Here is an 18,992-nt window from a genome sequence, read left to right as displayed (position 1 = left end):
CCCCCGGCGCGCGGGCGCGGGCGGCGCCGCAGATCTCGCGCGATCCCGTCCCGTATTGCGGGGCTTTCGGACGCCATCGCGCCTCTGTGCGGGCACCACTCGCGCGTCCGGCCGCGGATCTGCACAGATGAAACCGGCCGCCCGACTGGCCCGAGTCTTGATCGCGCATCCCCGGGTCTTGGCGCGCGGCCGCGGCCGGATCGATCTCCTCGGAACCGGCAGATCTCGCGGGGGATCGGCGGCGGCGCGGCGCCGGTCTCCCGGCCTGTGGAGAAGGCGCCGCCGCGCCGGGGCGGCGCGGCGGCCGCGGCTTTTCCGGCGCGCCGCAGGCCCTATCTGCCGGCCTCGTCGTCGGTTGAGATTTCAGGAGATGCGCATGCACCCCGTCGCGCTGCCTTCGATGCCGGCCCTCCGGGCCCGGACCGGGATCGAGGATGCCGGCCCCACGCCGGCCGGGAGGCCTCGATGACCGACACGCCGGCCCCGTATCTCGCGGTGGCGTTCCTCTCGGCGCTGTGCCTGCTCGTGGCCGGGCTGCAGGCGGAGGGCCTCCTGTGGTGATCCGCCCGGTCCGGAGCCGCGCCGCCGTCCGTCCCGGCGGCCGGCGGAGGCGGGGCGCGACGCGTCCGCCCGCGTAGCCCGCCGATGTTCGGCTTCTCCCTCAGCGCGACCGAGCCCGACAGCATCGCCCACATCATCCAGGTGGCGCTCGCGCCCGCCTTCCTGCTCTCGGCGCTGGCGACGCTGCTCAACGTGTTCTCGACCCGCCTCGGCCGGATCTCCGACAAGGTCGACAGCCTCTCGGCGGAGGCCGCCCGGGCGACGGAAGCCGAGGCCGGCCGCCTCGCCCGCCGGCTGACCTTCCTGCGGCGGCGCTCCTTCGTGCTGGACGTGGCGGTGGTCCTGGCCTCGCTGGCGGGCGGCCTGATCGGTCTGGCCGTGCTCACGCTGTTCGTCGGCGCGCTGCGCGACGCGGCGACCGCGTCCGTCCTGTTCGCCTGCTTCGGAGCGGCGCTGGTCTGCACCGTGGCGGCGATCGCGGCGTTCATGACCGAGATCCTCATGGCCGGCCGCGGCGTCCGCGACGCGGTCGACCGGCAGCAGGATCAGGTTTCGACGCCGCGGTGAGGCCCGTCCCGGATCGCCCGGACGCGCTCCGCGACCGGGGGTGGCCTCCCGGTCTTCCGGAGATCGCGGGGCGAGCCCGTGCCGCGCGCTGCGGCCGCGCCCGCCGTGCGGGCTGGGCGATCCGGAGCGAACGGGCGGTGATTTCGGTTGCGGCGTGCGCGAGCCGGGCCTTAGTCTCGCGGTGGCCCGACTCCGCCGCCGGCGACGCCCGAGTGTTCCGTCATGAGCATCGCGATCCTGATTGCCTTCGTCGCCGGCGCGCTCTGCCTCGGGATCCTGTCCGCGGTCATCCCGTTCGGGCGGCGCGAGGCCGAGGAGCTGGACGAGGCGCTCCCGTACGAGGACGAGTTCTTCGACGTGGGCGGCCCCGTGATCGATCTGGAGCCGCGCCACCTCACCTGACGGCGCGTCGGTCCGAAGCCTACCGGGCTGCCGATCCCTCGGTGCCGGACGTCGCGGCGTCCTGCCGGGCCGACCAGACCACCCGCCCGGCGGAATCCCGCAGGGCCGCCGAGCCCGCGCGGCCGGCGCGCAGCTCCGCGAAGCGGGCCTTGGCGGCGGCGACCGCCGCCTCCACGAGGGGCCCGGGAATCTGCTCGTCGTGGATGATGATGCCGCCGGCGCTTTCCCGGTGGATCATGCACTGCAGCCGGTAGGGCGCCTGGGTCTCGGGCGTGGCCATGTGGCGATCTCCCGTCCGGTCACGGGACCCGCGCGCCGCCGGAACGGGCGTGGCGCAAGGATCCCGGGCGCCGGCCTCTCTCGGTACGACGCGTCGAGCGCGATCCATACCAGATCGGTCCGGCCCGCGGGCGATCCCGCGCGGTGCCTCTCGCGCTCGCCCCCAACATCCCGCGCGGACGGGCATCGCCCGGCGGTCAGACGCCGTCCTGGCTCCGTCAGGCCGCCTCGCCCGCCGCGTCGTCGGCGTCCGGGATCGTCTCCGGATTGCCCACGAGGGCGTCGCGCTGGTCGGCCGTCGCGACGCCCTCGCGGTGTGGTCGGCCACCTTACCGCGCTCAACCGCGCCTGCGGGTGTAGCGCTCGACCACGCGCTGCCGGTGCGACGGGAGCTCCCGCAGGCGGGAGGGGCCCGCCAGGGCACGGTCCCGGGCCGCGGGGGGCCGGGGCGCGGGCAGCAGCTCCGGCGGGAACCGGGGCGTCTCGACGACGACCGCCTCCAGCACGATGGGCCGCATCCGCGGCGCGGAACGCACCGGTCGGCCAGGCCGTGCCGCGAGGGTGCCGAAGGTGCCGAGGGCCCAGAGCCCGAGGCAGAACAGGCCGATCAGGATCCCGTCCCAGGACGGCTCGGTCCGGCACATCAGGATCCCGGTGCCGGTGAGGGCGGCCGCGGCCGCGAACAGGCGCGGTGTCGGATCGGCGGAACGCATGCACCACCGTCGGTGCGGAGCCCTAGGGACGCGTGAACGGGATCGCTTGAATTGTCGACACCGCCGGATTCTCCCCAGGCTATTCCCAGGTTCTCCCCAAGTTCTCCTCAGGTTCTCCCGGTACGCACCGGCCCCGGCGGCCGGGACGGGCACCGCGGCCCGGCGGACGCGCCTCAGTCCGCCAGGCTGGACGGGGCCTGCCACGCGACGCCGGGATGCTCGCGGATGTCACCGGCCCGGGATCCGGTATCGGCGTCGCTCGTCCAGTCGCCGGGCTCGGCGACGTGGGCGATCTCGGCGTCCGGATAGGCGGCCGCCAGGAACAGGCGCGCCTCGCCCTCGGCCTCGGCCCGGACCGTCACGAGCGGCCGCTCGCCGCCCGCGTCGCGCACCTGCGCGATGAACAGCTTGGTCATGGTCTCCCTCCGGACTCGTCCGCCGGCGCGGCGGGATCAGGCCTGCAGTTCCTCGACGTGGAGGCCGCCGGCCCGCAGGTGGTTCGGGATCCGCGTGCGGTCGCGGAAGCCGGCGGCGCGCGCCATCGCGTCGAGGGCGGCCATCGGATCGAGCGCCGCGCCGCTCCAGAGAATCGCGCCCGTCGCCGCCTGCATGATCCGGAACACCTTCACGCCACGCTCCCGGTCTCGACCCTCGGACAAGCCGGGGGGACTCGCGGGTGTTCCCGACGAACCGTGGCGGGCGCGCTGCGGCCGATTCGCGCCGGCCCGGCCCCGGCGGGAACGGGCGCCGCCGGGGTGCGGTTCTCCAGCCGACGCCGGCACAAGCCGGCACGGCGACGACCCGCGTCGAGACCCCGCTCGGGATCCAAGGAGAGCCATGACCAGCCGCACCGTTCAGTCCGCCCTGCTCGCCCTCGCCCTCGTTGCCGGCAGCGCCGGGATGGCCGCCGCGCAGAGCACGCCCAACGGCAACACCTCGTCTCCCGGCGCCCCCGCGGGCGACAACAGCACCGGCAACGGCGCCACCGGCAGCGGCGCGGCCCCGAGCGGCCGGTAACCGCCGGTTAACCATAAGGGTCGAAGCCCTCGATCCTCACAACCGTGCAACTCACCGTCCCGCGGCCACCCGGCCTGCGGGACGTTTTGTTTCACGGCCCCTTGCCGGCCCCTTGCCGGCCTCTCGCCGGCCTCTCGCCGGCCTCTCGCCGACCGTGCCAGGACGGGGCACGGCGCGGAGTCCGGTGATTGGAACGGAGTGCCACTTTTCTGGGCAGACAGAATCGCCATATTGTCGGCGTGACCGGGCCGCGCTCGGTCAGGACTAACACGGGCGATGCGACCGAAACCGATCCTGCAGCTCAGGGGCGAGAGCCCGGGTCATCGTCAGGCCGACGACTGGCGCGACGCCGTCGCGCCGTTCTGGGATTTCACGATCCGCCGGGAGGACCTGCCCGATTTCCGCGGACAGTCCCGGGTCCGTCACCTCGGCACCGCGATCGTCTGCAGCGCCCGCGCCTCCGGGCTCCGGTTCGTGCGTGCGCGGGCCCTGACCGCCCGGATGGGCGTCGACCACATCGTCGCCCACATGCGCGTCTCCGGGCAGTCCCGGGTCACGATCGGCGGCCGGGAGCGGGACTGCGCCCCCGGCGACATCTGCCTGTTCGACCTGTCGCAGCCGCTCTCCGCCGCCTCCACAGACTACGAGGCCATCACGGTGGTGCTGCCGCGCCCGCTCTTCGGATCCCGGCAGAGCGGCCTCGACGCCCTGCACGGTTCGGTGATCCGGGGCGCGACCCCGTTCGGCCGGATGCTCAGCGACCACCTGCACTCCCTGAGCGCGCACGCGACCGGGTTCTCGGAGCCGGAGGCCGCGGCGGCGGCCGAGGCCACCGCCGCGCTGCTCGGCGCGGCGACCCTGGGCCTGCCGGAGGACGGAGGGGGCACGCAGCCGCCCGAGCGGGCGCCTCTGCTCGTCGCGATCCGGCGCTTCATCGAGGCCGAACTGGCCTCCGCGGACCTGTCCGCCGAGACGATCGGGCGGCGGTTCGGCGTCTCGCGGAGCGCCCTCTACCGGCTGTTCGTCCCCCTCGGGGGGGTCTCCGGCTACGTCCGGCAGCGCCGGCTCGCCCGCGCCTACCGCGACCTCGCCACCGGCGACGGGCGCTTCGCCCGCATCTCCGAGGTGGCGTATCGCTGGCGCTTCGAGAGCCCCGCGCATTTCACCCAGGCCTTCCGCGCGGAGTTCGGCTGCGCCCCCCGGGACGTCCGCGACCGGGCCGCGGCCGAGCCCGACCGGTCCCCGGCCGCGGAGCCGCCGGCCCAGGCCGAGACCTGGGCCGACTTCTACCAGTGGGTCCTCAAGCTGGCGGCCTGAGCGGGTCCGGGGCCGGAACCCGGACCTTGTGCCCCCGGCCTCGGATGGCTCATAAGGGCCGCGATGACCTTCGGGGTTCGGCATAGGCGCCCGGCCGGGGCGCGGGGCTGGTGGGCGCTCGCCGCCCGCGCGCTCGCGCTCGTCCTGGCGCTGGCCGTCGCCGCTCCGGGCGTCGGCTTCGCGGCGGATCTCGCCTTCCACGCGGGCGGCCACCACGACCGGAACCAGGGCCCGGCCCTCGACGCGCCGGCGGCGCCCGCGACCGTCGATCCCGGCCTCTCGGAGCATCTCCATTGCGGCTGCCATCAGGCGGCCCGCCTGGAGGCCACCGAGATCGCGCCCCCGGCCGCTCCGGGCCGGGTGCTGCCGGGCGCCCTCGCCCAGGGCCGCCCCTCCGTCAGTCCCGACCGCCTGCCGCGGCCTCCGCGCGCGTGAGCTGACGCCGCCCGCGGGCGGCGCTCCGCCCGGCTGCCGAACCGGCTCCGGGTTTATCCCCACGCGACACCTGAACGGGACCCTCCGGGGCCGCCGCGCGCGGCACCCCGCCCTCCCGGCCGAGCAGCTTCCCCATGCGCATCATCCTGTCCGTGGCCGCCGCCGCGGCACTCCTGGCCGCCGGCTTCGCCCTCGGCGCTGCCGCCCCCGGCGCCCCGACCCTGCCCGACCGTCTCCGGCAGACCCTCGCGTCCGTCGGGCTCGCCCGAGCCCCGGCCGACGACCACGATCAGCGCTACGCGGCGGCCGCACCGGACCGGCCCAAAGCCGCGCCCGACCTGCACGCGGGCGACGATCACGCCGGCCACGACCACGACCACGCGCACGGCGACGCGCACAACCACGAGCACGGCGACGCGCACGGCGCCGACGAGCCTCACGAGGCGGGCACGATCCGGATGCGGCCCGATCAGGTCGCCGGCCAGGACATCGTCACGCGCAGAGTGGGGGGCGGCACGCTGGCGCGCCACCTCCTCGTCCCCGGCACGATCACGCCCGACACTGACCGGATCGCCCGGGTCCCGGCCCGGGTGGTCGGGACCGTGGCCGAGATGCGCAAGCGCCTCGGCGACGCCGTGCAGGCGAACGAGGTCGTCGCCATCCTCGACAGCCGCGAGGTCGCCGACGCCAAGAGCGAGTACCTCACCGCCCAGGTCCAGGCCGAGCTGCAGACGATCAACTTCGAGCGCCAGCAGAAGCTGCTCGCCTCGCGCAGCGCCTCCGAGGCCGCGTTCGAGACCGCCCGGGCCGCCTATCTGGAGAACCGGCTCCGGGTCGACCTCGCCCGCCAGAAGCTGTCGGCGCTCGGCCTCGACGCCGCCGAGGTGGCGGCCGCCCAGAAGCGCGACGAGGCGACGCCGAACCAGTCGACGCTGCGCCGCTATCCCCTGCGGTCGCCCCTCGCCGGCCGCATCGTCGAGCGCAAGGTCGATGTCGGCACGGCGGTCGGCAAGGAGGGCGATCCGGCCGACCTCTACACGGTGGCGGACCTCTCCACGGTCTGGATCGAGCTGTCGGTGCCGACCGTGGACCTCGCCCAGGTCCGGGAAGGCGCCCGCGTGACGGTCACGCCCGGCCGGACGGGCGAGACGGAGCGCCGGGCGGAGGGCCGCGTGATCTTCGTCAGCCCCTTCCTCAACCCCGACACGCGCTCGGCCCGGGTGGTGGTCGCCCTGCCGAACCCCGACTTCGCGTGGCGGCCCGGCACCTTCGTGACCGCCGAGGTCGAGATCGCGCAGGATTCGGTCCCGGTCCGGATCCCCAAGGCGGCGGTCCAGACCGTCGAGGGCCGGAGTGTCGTCTTCGCGCGCACGGCCGAGGGGTTCGAGAAGCGGCCGGTCACCCTCGGCCGCTCCGACGACGAGGCCTTCGAGGTCACCGCCGGGCTCGAGCCCGGCGCCGAGATCGCGGTCGGCAACGCGTTCCTGCTGAAGGCCGAGCTCGGCAAGGCCGACGCCGGCCACGCCCACTGAGGAGACGGACGATGATCAGCCGCATCCTCGCCGTCTCGGTCCGCCAGCGCTGGCTGGTGCTGCTCCTCGTGCTGCTGGCCTCGGCCTTCGGCGCCGCCGCGCTCACGCGGCTGCCCATCGACGCCGTGCCCGACATCACCAACAACCAGGTCCAGATCAACACCCTGGCCCCGTCCCTGTCGCCGGCCGACGTCGAGCGGCAGGTCACCTACCCGGTCGAGACGGCGCTCGCCGGCATCAAGGGCCTTGAGTACACCCGCTCGCTCTCGCGCAACGGCTTCTCGCAGATCACCGCGGTCTTCGCCGAGTCCCTCGACATCTACTTCGCCCGCCAGCAGGTCGCCGAGCGCATCGCCCAGGTGCGGGAGGAGCTGCCCTCCGGGGTCGAGCCGCGGATGGGCCCGATCTCCACGGGCCTCGGCGAGATCTACATGTGGTCGGTCCAGTACGCGCCGCTGCCTGAGCGCGCGGCCGTGCCGGCGGGCCGGCCGGGCTGGCAGCCGGACGGGAGCTACCGGACCCCGGAGGGCCAGGCGCTCAGGACGGAACTGGAGCAGGTCGCCTACCTGCGCACGGTGCAGGACTGGATCGTGCGGCCGCAGATCAAGTCCGTCCCGGGCGTCGCCGGCGTCGACGGGATCGGCGGCTTCGAGAAGCAGTACCACGTCCAGCCGGACCCCACGAAGCTGACCGCCCTCGACCTGTCCTTCGCGGACGTCGCCCGGGCGCTCCAGGCCAACAACGCCAACCAGGGCGCCCGCTACCTGGAGGATAACGGCGAGAGCTACGTCGTGCGCGCCGCCGGCCGCCTGGAGAGCCCGGAGGCGATCGCCGACGTCGTCGTGGCGAGCCGCGGCGGCGTGCCGGTGCGGATCCGCGACGTCGCCACGGTGCGGATCGGGCGCGACCTGCGCACCGGCTCGGCGAGCGAGAACGGGCAGGAGACCGTCATCGGCACCGCCCTGATGCGGATCGGCGAGAACAGCCGCACGGTGGCGGCCGCCGTCGACGCCCGCATGGACCAGATCCGGCGGGCCCTGCCCCCCGGCATCGTCGTCCAGACCGTCCTCGACCGGACGCAGCTCGTCGAGGCCACGATCCGCACGGTGGGCAGGAACCTCGCCGAGGGCGCGGCCCTCGTGATCGTCGTCCTGTTCCTGCTGCTCGGCAACATCCGGGCGGCGCTGATCGCCGCGCTGGTCATTCCGGCCGCCATGCTGATGACCGTGACCGGCATGGTCGAGGGGAGGATCTCGGCGAACCTGATGAGCCTCGGGGCGCTGGATTTCGGGCTCATCGTCGACGGGGCGGTGATCATCACCGAGAACGCGCTGCGCCACCTCGCCGAGCGGCAACACGCCCTCGGGCGGCCGCTCGTGCTGGAGGAGCGCCTGGAGACGGTGCGGGACTCGGCCGAGGAGATGATCGCGCCGTCCCTCTACGGGCAGGCGATCATCATGCTGGTCTACGTCCCGCTCCTGACCTTCACGGGGGTCGAGGGCAAGATGTTCCAGCCGATGGCGCTGACCGTCATCCTCGCCCTGGCGGCGGCCTTCGTGCTGTCGCTGACCTTCGTGCCGGCCCTGATCGCCATCGCGCTGACCGGCCGGGTCACCGAGGCCGAGAACCCCCTCGTCCGAGGCCTGAAGGCACTCTACCGGCCCGTCCTCGCGGCGGCGATCCGGGCGCCCGCCCCGTTCGTCGGGGCGGCGCTGCTCCTCCTCGCGGGCGCAGGGCTGCTCGCCACCCGGCTCGGGACCGAGTTCATCCCGCAGCTCGACGAGAAGAGCATCGCCCTCAACGCCACACGGATCCCGTCCACCTCCCTCACCCAGTCGCAGGCGATGCAGCTCAAGGTGGAGCGGGCGATCGCCAAGTTCCCGCAGGTCGCCTACGTGTTCTCGAAGACCGGTACCGCCGAGGTCGCCACCGACCCGATGCCGCCGAATTCCTCCGACACCTTCGTGATGCTCAAGCCGCAGGCGGACTGGCCCGACCCGGGCCTGTCGAAGGCCGAGCTGCAGGAGCGGATCGAGGCGTCCTTGAGCGAGCTCGCCGGCAACGTCTACGAGTTCTCCCAGCCGATCCAGCTGCGCTTCAACGAGCTGCTCGCCGGGACACGGGGCGACCTCGCCGTGAAGGTGTTCGGCGACGCCTTCGAGCCGACGCTGGAGACCGCCAACCGGATCGCCGCGATCCTGCGCAGGATCCCGGGCGCCGACGACGTGAAGGTCGAGCAGATCACCGGCCTGCCGGTCTTCGAGATCAGGATCGACCGGACCGAGGCGGCGCGGCTGGGTCTCAGCACCGGGGCGATCCAGGACGTGATCGGCGCCGCCATGGGCGGTCGGGACGCCGGGGTCGTGTTCGAGGGCGACCGGCGCGTGCCGATCGTCGTGCGCCTGACCGATCAGGTCCGCGAGGACCGGGAGGCCCTGGAGAACCTGCCGGTCCCCCTGCCCCCGGGCGCGAACGGCAAGGCCGCCTCCGTGCTCCTGCGGCAGGTGGCGCAGTTCTCGGTGAGCGAGGGGCCGAACCAGATCAGCCGCGAGAACGGTCGGCGCCGGGTCGTGGTCACCGCCAATGTCCGCGGGCGCGACATCGGCTCGCTGGTGGCGGAGGCGCAGGCGAAGGTCGCCGCGCAGGTGACCCTGCCGGCGGGCTCGTACGTCACCTGGGGCGGCCAGTTCGAGAACCTCGCCTCGGCTCAGGCGCGGCTCACCGTGGTGGTGCCGGTGTGCTTCTTCCTGATCTTCCTGCTGCTCACCTCGGCGCTCGGCAGCGCGCGGGACGCGCTCCTGGTGTTCAGCGCGGTGCCGCTGGCGCTCACCGGCGGCATCGCGGCCCTGTGGCTGCGGGAGATGCCGCTGTCGGTGCCGGCCGCGGTCGGGTTCATCGCGCTCTCGGGGGTGGCGGTGCTCAACGGCCTCGTGATGCTGACCTTCATCAAGCAGCTCGTCGCCGCGGGCCGGCCGCTGCGGGCGGCGATCCGCGAGGGCGCCCTCACCCGGCTGCGGCCGGTGGCGATGACCGCGCTGGTCGCCTCCCTGGGTTTCGTGCCGATGGCGCTCGCCACCGGCACCGGGGCCGAGGTGCAGCGGCCGCTGGCCACCGTGGTGATCGGCGGCCTGATCAGCGCGACCCTGCTGACCCTGGTGGTGCTGCCGGCGCTCTACGCGCGGTTCGGGCGCGCCGGTCCGGCCGACCGCGCCGCGCCCACTGCGGAGCCGGTGGCGGATCGCGCCGCCTGACGGCGCCCGCGCCGCGGCCGCGCCCGTCGCCGGGCGGGACGGTCGTCAGGCGGGGAGGATGTGCAGCATCCCGCCGACCATGCCGAGAGCGCCGATGCCGATCAGCCCCACGGCGATGTAGAGCCGCATCCGGCTCTCGTCGGCGGCCGACGGCGGCCGGGGGTCTTCGGGCAGGTCGAACCAATCCATCGGGTGAGCGCAGCCGGTCGGGTGGGCGGGAGGCGCCGCCCTAGGCCGGCCGGATGACGACGGGATGACAACGGGATGACAACGGGATGACGGCGGTATACCGGCCGCGCAGGCCGCTACGGCTTCACCAGCAGCACGTTCACCGCCTTGGCGAGCACGTGGACGGTGTCGCCTTCCTCGAGGCCCAGCTCCTCCAGCGAGTCGACCGTCATGACCGAGGCCATGCGGTAGGCGGTGCCGACCAGTTCCACCTCGACCTGGGCCATCACGTCCCCGCGCTTGATCGCCGTCACCGTGGCGGGGATGTCGTTGCGCGCGCCGTGTTTCATGGGAGCTTCCGGGTTGCGCGGCCCGTCCGGCCGCCGTCCAGGCCTATCGCGGCCGGGGCCTCGGCATCAATCACGACGCCGGGTCCCCGGCCTGGAGACCGCCGGGCAGCGGCCCCGGGCAGGGCAAGATCAGCGACGGCCGGAGGCTCCGGCCGAGCCGCCATCGCTGCCGCCGGGCTGGAATCCGGCCGCGTTCGGCGGCCCCTTCATCCGGCCGTCCTGCTTCGGCATCTCCGAGCCCGGAGATCCGGTCGTCGTGCCCGTCGTCTCGCCTTTGCCCGTCGCGCCCTGGCCCGCCGCGCCCTGGCCCGTGTAGCCGGCCGCGTTGGGCGAACCCTGCATGCGGGTCCCGGTATTCTCCGCGGCCGTGGCGGCCGCGCCTGTCGCCAGGAGGCCGGCGACGGTCAGGCTGATCAGCGTCTTCATGTGCGAATCCTCAAGCGCTTCCCCAGGCCGCCTCTCCGGACGTACCGGGGCAACGCGGCCGGACGGATCCCGTTCACGCCGCCGCGACCGGACCGGCGCGGGCGCCGGGGTTGCGGGACAATACTTGCTGCGATGCGATATTTCTGCATCGAAGACGGCGCGAGCCCGTTCCGCGAGGCAATGTATTGATTTATGTACGGAGTTGAACCGCCGCGCACAATTGCAATCCGCGGCAGAATCTGTTTGAATATTCGGACGCGTTGCATTCCATCGTGGTGACTGAATTCGCTTGCGGCCTATCGGGCTCCGCGAGGAGGTCGAACATGTACGCTTTGGCCAAGACCAGAGAGAGAACCGACTGGGAGCTGGTCGTCGTCTTCGGCAGCTGGATCGTCTTCGAGATCGCGATCCTGATGCTGTGCTTGGTGTCGATGTAGGCTTTCTTCGGGACTATGCCCGATCCGCCGCGCCCCGGGCGGTGCCGGATCCCCGGCCGGGTGGCCGATGCTTGGAGATGTGCGGAGACGCTTGAGAAACCCGCGCGTGCCGGGGCATGCTCTGCCGATCGCAGGAGTCGCCGACAGGGTCGGCGCGACGGCAGGGGACGGGTGCATGGCGAAGGCGGTGCGGGCGGGCGGTGATCGCGAGGCGCGTCAGAGACCCCCGGCCGAGGACGTCCACGCCGCGGAACTCGCGCGCCTGCGCGCCGAGGATCCGGCGCCGCGGCCGCCGGGCTGGCAGCTCTCGCTCCAGGCCGTCCGGCGCTTCATCTGCGGCGACGGCGCGACGCCCGCCAAGGTGGTCTGCGCCCCGGCGCTCGTGGAGCGGGCCATGGTCACCCTGGCGACCTCCCGCGCCCTGCTGCTGATCGGCGAGCCCGGGACCGCCAAGAGCCTGCTCTCGGAACTCCTCGCCGCCGCGATCAGCGGGCGCTCGACCCTGACGATCCAGGGCGGCGCGTCGCTGACCGAGGACCAGATCCGCTACGGCTGGAACTACGCGCTGCTCGTCGCCGAGGGGCCGAGCCCGCGCGCCCTGGTGCCGGGCGCCCTCCATACCGGCCTCAGCGAGGGGCGGATCGTCCGCTTCGAGGAGCTGACCCGCTGCCCGCTGGAGGTGCAGGACAGCCTGCTCTCGGTCCTGTCCGACCGGGTGCTCGCGGTGCCCGAACTCACCGGCGCGGACGGGATGGTCTACGCCCGGGAGGGGTTCAACCTGATCGCCACGGCCAATACCCGCGACCGGGGCGTCAACGAGATGTCGGCGGCCCTCAAGCGCCGGTTCGGCTTCGAGACCGTCTTCCCGATCGCCGATCTCGACGCCGAGTTCGCCCTGGTGCAGCGCGAGGCCACCGCCCTGCTGGCCCGCTCCGGCGTGCCCCGCGCCCCGGATCCGGAGGTGCTCGAACTCCTCGTGACCTGCTTCCGGGAGCTGCGCGAGGCCGTGGACACCGAGGGCACCGGCATGGAGCGGCTCTCGTCCGTGATGAGCACCGCGGAGGCGGTCAGCGTCGCCCACGCCATCGGCGTGAAGGGCCATTTCCTGCGCGGCGATGCCGGCCGGCCGGAGGACATCGTCGCCTGCCTCGCCGGCACCGCCGCCAAGGACGACGCCGAGGACCTCGCCCGCCTGCGCCGCTACCTCGACCAGCGCGTCAGCCGCCGCTCCGGCGCGGCGTGGCGGGAGTTCTACGCGGCGCGGCACCTCCTCACCCCGCAATGAACCCCGCAACGAGCGGTCCCGCGCCGGATCCCGGCCGCCTGACCGTCATCGGCGTGCGCCACCATTCCCCGGCCTGCGCCGGGCTCGTCCGGCGCACGATCGCGGCGCTGCGGCCGGCCTGCGTGCTGATCGAGGGGCCGGTCGACTTCAACCCGCACCTGCCCGACCTCGCCCTCGGCCACGACCTGCCGGTGGCGATCTTCTCGTTCCGGGCCGACGCGGCGGGCAGCGCCGCCTCCTACACGCCGTTCTGCGCCTTCTCGCCGGAATGGCAGGCCCTGGAGGCGGGCCGGGCGGTGGGTGCCGAGACGCTGTTCTGCGACCTGCCGGCCTGGGACCCGGCCTTCGGACGCCGCGCCAACCGCTACGCCGACCCGCACGGGGCGCGCGCCGAGGCGGCCGAGCGGGCGCTGGCCGCCGCCCTCGGCGTCGCCGACCAGGACGCCCTCTGGGACGTCCTCGCCGAGGCGGCGCCCGAGGCGGAACTGCCGGCCCGGCTCGACCGCTACTTCGCCCTGCTGCGCCCGCCCGGCACGGACGATCCCGCCGAGGAGGCCCGCGAGCGCTTCATGGGCGCCTACGCGGCCCACGCCCTGCGGGCGGCCGGCGACCGGCCGGTCGTCCTCGTCTGCGGCGGCTGGCACGCGGACGCCGTCCGGCGCCACGCCGCGCGCGCGGACGGGACCCGGCCCGAGCCGGCGCCGCCGGAGCCGGACCTGCGCACCGGCAGCTACGTGGTGCCCTACGCCTATCCCCGGCTCGACCGGTTCTCGGGCTACGCGGCCGGCATGCCTGCGCCGGGCTACTACGAGCGCGTGGCCGAGTCGGGCCTCGCCCCCGCGGCCGACTGGGCGATGACGGCGATCACCGCGGCCCTGCGCGAGGCCGGGCAGGTCGTCTCCACCGCCGACCGCGTCGCCTGGCGGGTCCACGCCGAGGCCCTCGCCCGGCTGCGCGCCCATCCCGCGATCCTGCGCGCCGACCTGATCGACGCGGCCCTCGCGGCCCTGGTGAAGGACGCCCTCGACCGCCCGCCCGCCTGGGCTGCCGGCCGCGCCGCGCCCGGCCACCCGGCGCTCGCCGCGATGCTGCGGGCGCTCACCGGCCCGCGCGAGGGACGCCTCGCCCCCGGCACCCGGCAGCCGCCCCTCGTGGCCGACGTCGCCGAGCGCCTGCGCGCCGCCGACCTGGAGCCGGGGCCGGCCCGCCGCAGCGTCGACCTCGACTGGGCCGAGCCCGGCGACCGGGCGCGGGCGCACCTGCTCCACCGGCTGGTCCTGCTCGGGTTGCCGGGGATCGCCCGCGAGGGCCCGGACCGCGCCGGGCCCGGCCTGCCGCGGGAGCGCTTCACACTCGTGCGCCACCCGCACTGGCTCGGCGCCCTGATCGAGGCCTCGCTCTGGGGCGGGACCCTGGAGATGGCTGCCTCCGCCCGGATCACCGCCCGGGTCGAAGCGGCGCCCGATTCCCTCGAAATCCTCGCCGGGGCCCTGTCCGACGCGCTGTTCGCCGGCCTCACCCTGGAGGGCGAACTGCTCGCCCGCCTGAGCGCGGGCATCGCGGCGGCGCACGACGCTGCCGCCCTGGGCGCCGCCGGGGCCGGGATCGTGCGGCTGTACCGGTTCGGCGACGCCTTCGCGCCGGCGCGGCCGGCCCTGGCCCGCCTCTGCGCCGTCCTGGCGGCCCGGGCGCTCTTCGTCGTCGAGGCCGTCCAGGACCCCCGCGCGGGGCTCGGCGCGATCCCGCTGGTCCTCGCCTGCCGCGACCTGTTCCGCGAGGTCGGCGCGGAGATCCCGGGCCTCGACGACCTGCGCCCCCCGTTCTCCGCCATGCTCGGCCGCCGCCTCGCCGATCCGGCGACGCCGCCGGCCCTCGCGGGGGCGGCGCTCGGCTTCCGGGTCGCCTGCGGCGCGGCCGGATCGGACCCGGAGGCCGCCCTGGCCTGGCTGCGCCGCTTCGGCCTGCCCGCGACGCTCGGCGACTTCCTCGCCGGCCTGTTCGCCCTCGCCCGCGAGGAGATCGCCGCCGACGCGACCCTCGCCTCCGTCGAGGGTCTGGTGGCCGCCTGGGGCGACGACGACTTCCTGCGCGCGCTGCCGTCCCTGCGGATGGCCTTCGCGTGGTTCCCGCCCCGGGAGCGCGAGCGCATCGCCGTCGCGATCCTGCGCCGGAGCGGCCTCGGCGAGGCCCGGGCCGAGGTCGAGGCCCTGGCCTGGATGCGCCAGCGCGCCCGCCCGGCCGATCAGGCCGAGGCCCTGGCCCGCGAGGCGCGGGTCGCCGCGCGGCTCGCCCGCCACGGGTTGACCTGAGCCGCGACAAGGAAAATTTTACCGCCGCGCCACGGGGAGAGGACTGCATGCAGCGTTACGAGCTGACGGCGGGAACATCGGCGAAGTTCTGGGAGGCCGGAGCCGAGGACAGCGTTCTCATCGTGAGATTCGGCCGGATCGGCACGCAGGGGCAGTCCAAGACGAAGAGCTTTCCGAGCGCGCAGGCGGCCCAGGTCGAACTCGACCGGCTGGTACGGGAGAAGACCGGCAAGGGCTATCGCCCGGCGGGTGAGGCCGCGCGGGCCGGACCGGATCCGGCCTCCGGAGCGGGCGCCGCGGCGACGGGCAACGCCGCCGCATCCCCGGCGGCCGAAGCTCAGGTCGCCGAGGCCCGGTTCGCTGAGACCGGGACCGCCGGGACGTCGCCCGCCCCCGCCGCCGGCGCGGAGGCGCGCCGCGTCCCGATCTTCACCGGTACGCCCCTGCCCACCCGCAGCCGGCCCGGCGCGCCCCTCGACGCCGCCGCCGACTGGGCCGCCTTCGCGGCGCGGATCCGCCCGCTGCTGGAGGCCGCCCCGGACGAGGCGCGCGCGCCGGCCGAGGCCCTCGCCGCCCGGCTCGACAGCGCGCCGCCGGCCCTCGACCCGGACGAGGTCCGCGCCTGGCTGGAGCGGCTCGAGGCGGCCTGCCCGGCGCTGAGCCAGCGCCCCTGGGGCGCCAAGCCCGGACCGCAGGGGCCGGCGGCCCGGGCGGCGTTCACGCATCTCGCCCGCTGGCTCGTGGCCCGCTCCGGCACCGGGGGGACGCTCGTGGCCCTGCTCGACCGGCTGCGGCCCCGTCCCTCCGGCCGCTACGGCTCGCTCCCGGTCTCGGCCTGGGACATCCCCACCACCTTGGGTCTCCGGGCGGCCCTGGTCGCCGCCCCCGAGGCGGCGTACGCGGAGGCCCTGGACGCGGCCCTCCGGCTCGCCGCTTCGGACCCGGAGCCCACCCTCGCCCGCTGGCTCGCGGTGATCTTCGCGGACGACCGGCCCGGCGCCGACCACGCCCTCTCCGCCCGCGCGGTGCTGGCGCGCTGCGACCCGCCTGATCCCAAGGCCTACGGCAATTCCCACGTCGCCCTGCCGCTGATCGTCGACCTGCCGCCCGCGCAGGCCGCGCCCTGGTACGCCGCGCCGTATCACCGGGCGACGCTGGCGACCTGCGATGTCGGGGCCGAGGAGGCCGCCGCGGCGGTGATCGCCGTCGCCGACGCGGCCGGCGAGCCGGCCACCCCCGGCCTCGTCTGGCTCCTGGAGGGGGCGGTCGGCCCCGAGCGCACGATCGTCGCCCGGGCCCTGCTGGAGACCCGCGCCGCCGACGCCCTCGACGCGCTCCTACCCTTCGTGGGCACCAAGCTGGTCCGCGACGCCCTCGACGCCGCCGACGCGGCCTTCCCCGACTGGATGCTGCGGGCCTATCTGCGCGCGCTCCAGGGCAAGGGGGAGCCCGCCTACGGCCCCCGGGCCGTGACCCTCGCCGCGCGCCACGGGCACGAGACCGCCCGCGCCTGGGCGGCGGCCGAGGGCGGCCGGGGCGCGGGGCGCCTGGACCGGCTGCTCGCCGCCGGGAGCGCGCCGCAGGCGGCGCCGGAGGCCCTGCCGCCCGTGCTCCGAGACCCGCCCTGGCGGCGGCGCGGGACCGCGCGCGCCCGGTCGGAACGGGCGGTGGCGCCGATCCCGACGCCCTTCGCGCACGGCTTCGACCCCGACGAGGCCCTCGACCGCAGCACCTTCTACTTCGAGGCCGGGACGCTGGTGGAGTCCATGACGGACCTCGCGGTGCGGATCCGCGCCACCGAGGCGGAGGCCCTCTACGACATGCCGATCCCGCCGCCGGCCGAGCCCGTGCCCGCCGCCGACGCGGATCCGGCCACCGCCCTGGCCTGGCTCGACCGCCGGCTCGACCTGGACCGCGACGCGTTCACCGGCTTCTTCTACTTCAACTACGGGCCCTGGTTCCGGATGGTCGGGTGGCAGCCCGAGCCCCTGGCGCTGATGCTGTGGGAGAAGACCGGGCCGCAGCGCGCCCACTACGTCGCGTGGCGGCGCACCATCGCGGTGATGCTGTCGCGCTTCGGCGCGCGGGCCGTGCCCGGCCTCGTCCGCCTCGTCACGGCGGATCCGGCGCAGCTCCTGCCGGAGGTCGAGCCGGTGGACGCCGCCGACCTCGCCCCGGTCGCCGCCCGGGCCTTCCACCGCACCCGCAAGCTCCGGCCGGCCGCGGCCGCGTGGCTGCGCGCCCATCCCCGCACCGCCGCGCTGCGGCTCCTTCCCGAGACCCTCGGGGCCGCCGGCCCTGACCGCGACGCGGCCGACGCGGCCCTGCGCTTCCTCGCCGCCGAACCCGCGGGGCGCGCCGCCCTCGACGCCGCCGTCGCGGCCTACGCGGAGCGGGATCCCGGCGTGCCCGAAGCGGTGGCCGCCGGCGTCGACAGCGACCCGCTGGAGCAGGTGCCGTCCAAGCCGCCGAAGCTCCCCGACTGGGTGGTCCCCGCCGCCCTGCCCCGCCCGGTCCTGCGGAGCGGCGGCGCCCTGCCCGACGCCGCCGTCACCGCCCTGTGCGAGATGCTCGCCTTCTCCGACCCGCTCGCGCCCTACGCGGGCGTCGCGCAGGTCCGCGCCGCCTGCACGCCGGAGAGCCTCGACGCCTTCGCGGTCGCGCTGTTCCAGTCCTGGATCACCGCCGGCGCCAAGGCGACGGGAGAGTGGGCGATGCAGGCGCTCGCCCTGATCGGGGGCGACCACGCCGCCCGCGACCTCACCCGGCAGATCCGCGCCTGGGGGCAGGCCGGCCTCAAGCCGCGCGGCAAGGCCGGCATCGCCGTGCTCGCCGGGATCGGCACCGACGTGGCGCTGATGAACCTCAGCGCCATCGCCGAGAAGAGCCCGCTGCTGCAGCTGCGCGAGGCCGCCCGCGCCGCCATCGTCGACGCCGCCGAGGCCCGCGGCCTCGACGAGGTCGACCTCGCCGACCGGCTCTCCCCCGATCTCGGCCTCGACGCGCGCGGCGGGCTGGACCTGTCCTTCGGGGAGCGCCGGTTCCGGGTCGGCTTCGACGAGACTCTGAAGCCCGTCCTGCGCGACGCCGAGGGCCGGCGGCTCGCCGCCCTGCCCCGCCCGACCAAGGCGGACGATCCCGAATCCGCCAAGGCGGCGTCCCGGCACTGGGCGGCCGTGCGCAAGGACGCCGAGGCGGCGGCCGGCCTGCAGATCACCCGGCTCGAGGCCATGCTGGCGTCCCAGCGCCGCGTCGCCCCGGGGGTGTTCTGGCCGTTCTTCGCCGCCCACCCGCTGATCCGCCACCTCGCCGGGCGGCTCGTCTGGGGCCTCTACCCGGACGCCGCGCCCGCGACGCCGCCGGCGCACGTCTTCCGCCTCGCGGAGGATCTCTCGCCGACCGACGCCGCGGACGACGCCCTCGCCCTCGACGTCGCGGCGGCCGAGGGCGTGGTCGGCCTCGTCCACCCCCTCCACCTCGACCCGGAGGAACGGACCGCCTGGAGCGGCCTGTTCGCCGATTACGAGATCGCCCAGCCGTTCCCGCAGATCGCCCGCGAGACCTTCGCGTTCACCGAGGCCGAGCGGGGCGCCGCCGAGACCCACCGCTTCGACGGGGTCCGGGTGGGCGGCCGCCGCCTGCGGGGGCTGCGGCCCCAGGGCTGGTCGACCGACACGGGGAGCGAGCACGTCCATGCGGTGCAGCGTCCGGTCGCGCTGCCCGACGGCACCCGCCTCGTCGCGGTCCTCCGATTCGAGGACGGGTTCTGGCACCGGCCCGGCCCGGAGGGCGACGGGATCCAGACGCTGCGGACCCTGACCCTGTCGGAGACCGGCTGGCGCGCCGCGGCGGCCCACCGGTTCGGCGACCTCGACCCGGTGACCGCGAGCGAGGTCCTGCGGACGCCGAGCCTGCTCGCCGCCGCCGGCGACGCGTGAGAGGG

General features: G+C 75.4%; 17 protein-coding genes. 10 read left to right on the top strand and 7 right to left on the bottom strand.

All coding sequences use genetic code 11. The annotated features are described in order from the left end of the window. The first annotated feature begins 645 nt into the window (after positions 1-645). Together ACQKQD_RS11325 and ACQKQD_RS11320 are read left to right on the top strand one after the other, a co-directional pair. Positions 646-1,128: a DUF2721 domain-containing protein gene (locus ACQKQD_RS11325; protein ID WP_020095112.1), complete on the top strand. Its 483-nt coding sequence runs from the start codon at positions 646-648 to the stop codon at positions 1,126-1,128. A 222-nt stretch (positions 1,129-1,350) separates the two neighbouring features. Further along, complete coding sequence (locus ACQKQD_RS11320; protein ID WP_020095111.1) at positions 1,351-1,530, top strand: hypothetical protein; 180 nt, start codon at positions 1,351-1,353, stop codon at positions 1,528-1,530. 19 nt (positions 1,531-1,549) lie between these two features. Here ACQKQD_RS11320 and ACQKQD_RS11315 read toward each other — a convergent pair whose 3' ends face one another. From ACQKQD_RS11315 to ACQKQD_RS11300, 4 genes are all read right to left on the bottom strand, one after another. Then, positions 1,550-1,810 (bottom strand): hypothetical protein, encoded by a 261-nt coding sequence (locus tag ACQKQD_RS11315; protein WP_427508405.1) that lies wholly within the window; start codon positions 1,808-1,810, stop codon positions 1,550-1,552. Positions 1,811-2,147: 337 nt separating this feature from the next. Further along, positions 2,148-2,522, bottom strand: a complete 375-nt coding sequence (locus tag ACQKQD_RS11310; RefSeq protein WP_427508404.1) for an energy transducer TonB — start codon at positions 2,520-2,522, stop codon at positions 2,148-2,150. 173 nt (positions 2,523-2,695) lie between these two features. Next, positions 2,696-2,938, bottom strand: a complete 243-nt coding sequence (locus ACQKQD_RS11305; protein ID WP_056530693.1) for a hypothetical protein — start codon at positions 2,936-2,938, stop codon at positions 2,696-2,698. Positions 2,939-2,974: 36 nt separating this feature from the next. Next, a complete protein-coding gene (locus tag ACQKQD_RS11300; protein ID WP_020095107.1) occupies positions 2,975-3,151 on the bottom strand; it encodes a hypothetical protein in 177 nt (58 codons plus the stop codon). 208 nt (positions 3,152-3,359) lie between these two features. Between ACQKQD_RS11300 and ACQKQD_RS11295 the strand changes: the two genes are divergently transcribed. The 5 genes from ACQKQD_RS11295 to ACQKQD_RS11275 all read left to right on the top strand — a co-directional run bounded on the left by ACQKQD_RS11295 (position 3,360) and on the right by ACQKQD_RS11275 (position 10,074). Continuing rightward, positions 3,360-3,539, top strand: a complete 180-nt coding sequence (locus ACQKQD_RS11295) for a hypothetical protein (protein ID WP_020095106.1) — start codon at positions 3,360-3,362, stop codon at positions 3,537-3,539. Positions 3,540-3,815: 276 nt separating this feature from the next. Then, positions 3,816-4,856, top strand: a complete 1,041-nt coding sequence (locus ACQKQD_RS11290) for a helix-turn-helix domain-containing protein (RefSeq protein ID WP_020095105.1) — start codon at positions 3,816-3,818, stop codon at positions 4,854-4,856. 63 nt (positions 4,857-4,919) lie between these two features. Further along, positions 4,920-5,291 carry a hypothetical protein gene (locus tag ACQKQD_RS11285; RefSeq protein WP_427508403.1) on the top strand — a complete coding sequence of 124 codons (372 nt, stop codon included), beginning with the start codon at positions 4,920-4,922 and terminating at the stop codon, positions 5,289-5,291. Between the two features lie 134 nt (positions 5,292-5,425). Beyond that, the gene (locus tag ACQKQD_RS11280; RefSeq protein WP_427508402.1) at positions 5,426-6,823 is read left to right on the top strand and encodes an efflux RND transporter periplasmic adaptor subunit; all 1,398 of its coding nucleotides are present in this window, start codon (positions 5,426-5,428) and stop codon (positions 6,821-6,823) included. An 11-nt stretch (positions 6,824-6,834) separates the two neighbouring features. Further along, on the top strand, positions 6,835-10,074 hold the full coding sequence (locus tag ACQKQD_RS11275) for an efflux RND transporter permease subunit (RefSeq protein WP_427508401.1): 3,240 nt from the start codon (positions 6,835-6,837) through the stop codon (positions 10,072-10,074). Between the two features lie 45 nt (positions 10,075-10,119). Here the strand turns inward: ACQKQD_RS11275 and ACQKQD_RS11270 are convergent, their stop codons facing one another. From ACQKQD_RS11270 to ACQKQD_RS11260, 3 genes are all read right to left on the bottom strand, one after another. After that, complete coding sequence (locus ACQKQD_RS11270; protein WP_427508400.1) at positions 10,120-10,263, bottom strand: hypothetical protein; 144 nt, start codon at positions 10,261-10,263, stop codon at positions 10,120-10,122. A 116-nt stretch (positions 10,264-10,379) separates the two neighbouring features. After that, on the bottom strand, positions 10,380-10,592 hold the full coding sequence (locus ACQKQD_RS11265; RefSeq protein WP_427508399.1) for a TOBE domain-containing protein: 213 nt from the start codon (positions 10,590-10,592) through the stop codon (positions 10,380-10,382). 129 nt (positions 10,593-10,721) lie between these two features. Beyond that, entirely contained in the window at positions 10,722-11,018 is a 297-nt protein-coding gene (locus tag ACQKQD_RS11260; protein ID WP_091681431.1) for a hypothetical protein, read from the bottom strand. Positions 11,019-11,630: 612 nt separating this feature from the next. On the opposite strand from ACQKQD_RS11260, the gene ACQKQD_RS11255 reads away from it, so the two are divergent. The 3 genes from ACQKQD_RS11255 to ACQKQD_RS11245 are packed head-to-tail and all read left to right on the top strand — an operon-like array spanning position 11,631 to position 18,987. Continuing rightward, positions 11,631-12,740 carry an ATP-binding protein gene (locus ACQKQD_RS11255; RefSeq protein WP_427508398.1) on the top strand — a complete coding sequence of 370 codons (1,110 nt, stop codon included), beginning with the start codon at positions 11,631-11,633 and terminating at the stop codon, positions 12,738-12,740. Further along, the gene (locus ACQKQD_RS11250) at positions 12,737-15,049 is read left to right on the top strand and encodes a DUF5682 family protein (RefSeq protein WP_427508397.1); all 2,313 of its coding nucleotides are present in this window, start codon (positions 12,737-12,739) and stop codon (positions 15,047-15,049) included. The genes ACQKQD_RS11255 and ACQKQD_RS11250 overlap by 4 nt, the downstream gene beginning before the upstream one ends. A 47-nt stretch (positions 15,050-15,096) precedes the next feature. Continuing rightward, positions 15,097-18,987 carry a DUF4132 domain-containing protein gene (locus tag ACQKQD_RS11245; RefSeq protein ID WP_427508396.1) on the top strand — a complete coding sequence of 1,297 codons (3,891 nt, stop codon included), beginning with the start codon at positions 15,097-15,099 and terminating at the stop codon, positions 18,985-18,987. The last annotated feature ends 5 nt before the right edge of the window (positions 18,988-18,992 follow it).

It is taken from the genome of Methylobacterium sp. NPDC080182 (genome assembly GCF_050281105.1).
Taxonomy (GTDB): domain Bacteria; phylum Pseudomonadota; class Alphaproteobacteria; order Rhizobiales; family Beijerinckiaceae; genus Methylobacterium.
This window is presented reverse-complemented; position numbering and strand designations above follow the sequence as displayed.

Coding starts and splice junctions, on each gene's coding strand:
- ACQKQD_RS11325 (WP_020095112.1), top strand. CDS start 646: ATGTTCGGCTTCTCCCTCAGCGCGACCGAGCCCGACAGCATCGCCCAC.
- ACQKQD_RS11320 (WP_020095111.1), top strand. CDS start 1,351: ATGAGCATCGCGATCCTGATTGCCTTCGTCGCCGGCGCGCTCTGCCTC.
- ACQKQD_RS11315 (WP_427508405.1), bottom strand. CDS start 1,810: ATGGCCACGCCCGAGACCCAGGCGCCCTACCGGCTGCAGTGCATGATC.
- ACQKQD_RS11310 (WP_427508404.1), bottom strand. CDS start 2,522: ATGCGTTCCGCCGATCCGACACCGCGCCTGTTCGCGGCCGCGGCCGCC.
- ACQKQD_RS11305 (WP_056530693.1), bottom strand. CDS start 2,938: ATGACCAAGCTGTTCATCGCGCAGGTGCGCGACGCGGGCGGCGAGCGG.
- ACQKQD_RS11295 (WP_020095106.1), top strand. CDS start 3,360: ATGACCAGCCGCACCGTTCAGTCCGCCCTGCTCGCCCTCGCCCTCGTT.
- ACQKQD_RS11290 (WP_020095105.1), top strand. CDS start 3,816: ATGCGACCGAAACCGATCCTGCAGCTCAGGGGCGAGAGCCCGGGTCAT.
- ACQKQD_RS11285 (WP_427508403.1), top strand. CDS start 4,920: ATGACCTTCGGGGTTCGGCATAGGCGCCCGGCCGGGGCGCGGGGCTGG.
- ACQKQD_RS11280 (WP_427508402.1), top strand. CDS start 5,426: ATGCGCATCATCCTGTCCGTGGCCGCCGCCGCGGCACTCCTGGCCGCC.
- ACQKQD_RS11275 (WP_427508401.1), top strand. CDS start 6,835: ATGATCAGCCGCATCCTCGCCGTCTCGGTCCGCCAGCGCTGGCTGGTG.
- ACQKQD_RS11270 (WP_427508400.1), bottom strand. CDS start 10,263: ATGGATTGGTTCGACCTGCCCGAAGACCCCCGGCCGCCGTCGGCCGCC.
- ACQKQD_RS11265 (WP_427508399.1), bottom strand. CDS start 10,592: ATGAAACACGGCGCGCGCAACGACATCCCCGCCACGGTGACGGCGATC.
- ACQKQD_RS11260 (WP_091681431.1), bottom strand. CDS start 11,018: ATGAAGACGCTGATCAGCCTGACCGTCGCCGGCCTCCTGGCGACAGGC.
- ACQKQD_RS11255 (WP_427508398.1), top strand. CDS start 11,631: ATGGCGAAGGCGGTGCGGGCGGGCGGTGATCGCGAGGCGCGTCAGAGA.
- ACQKQD_RS11250 (WP_427508397.1), top strand. CDS start 12,737: ATGAACCCCGCAACGAGCGGTCCCGCGCCGGATCCCGGCCGCCTGACC.
- ACQKQD_RS11245 (WP_427508396.1), top strand. CDS start 15,097: ATGCAGCGTTACGAGCTGACGGCGGGAACATCGGCGAAGTTCTGGGAG.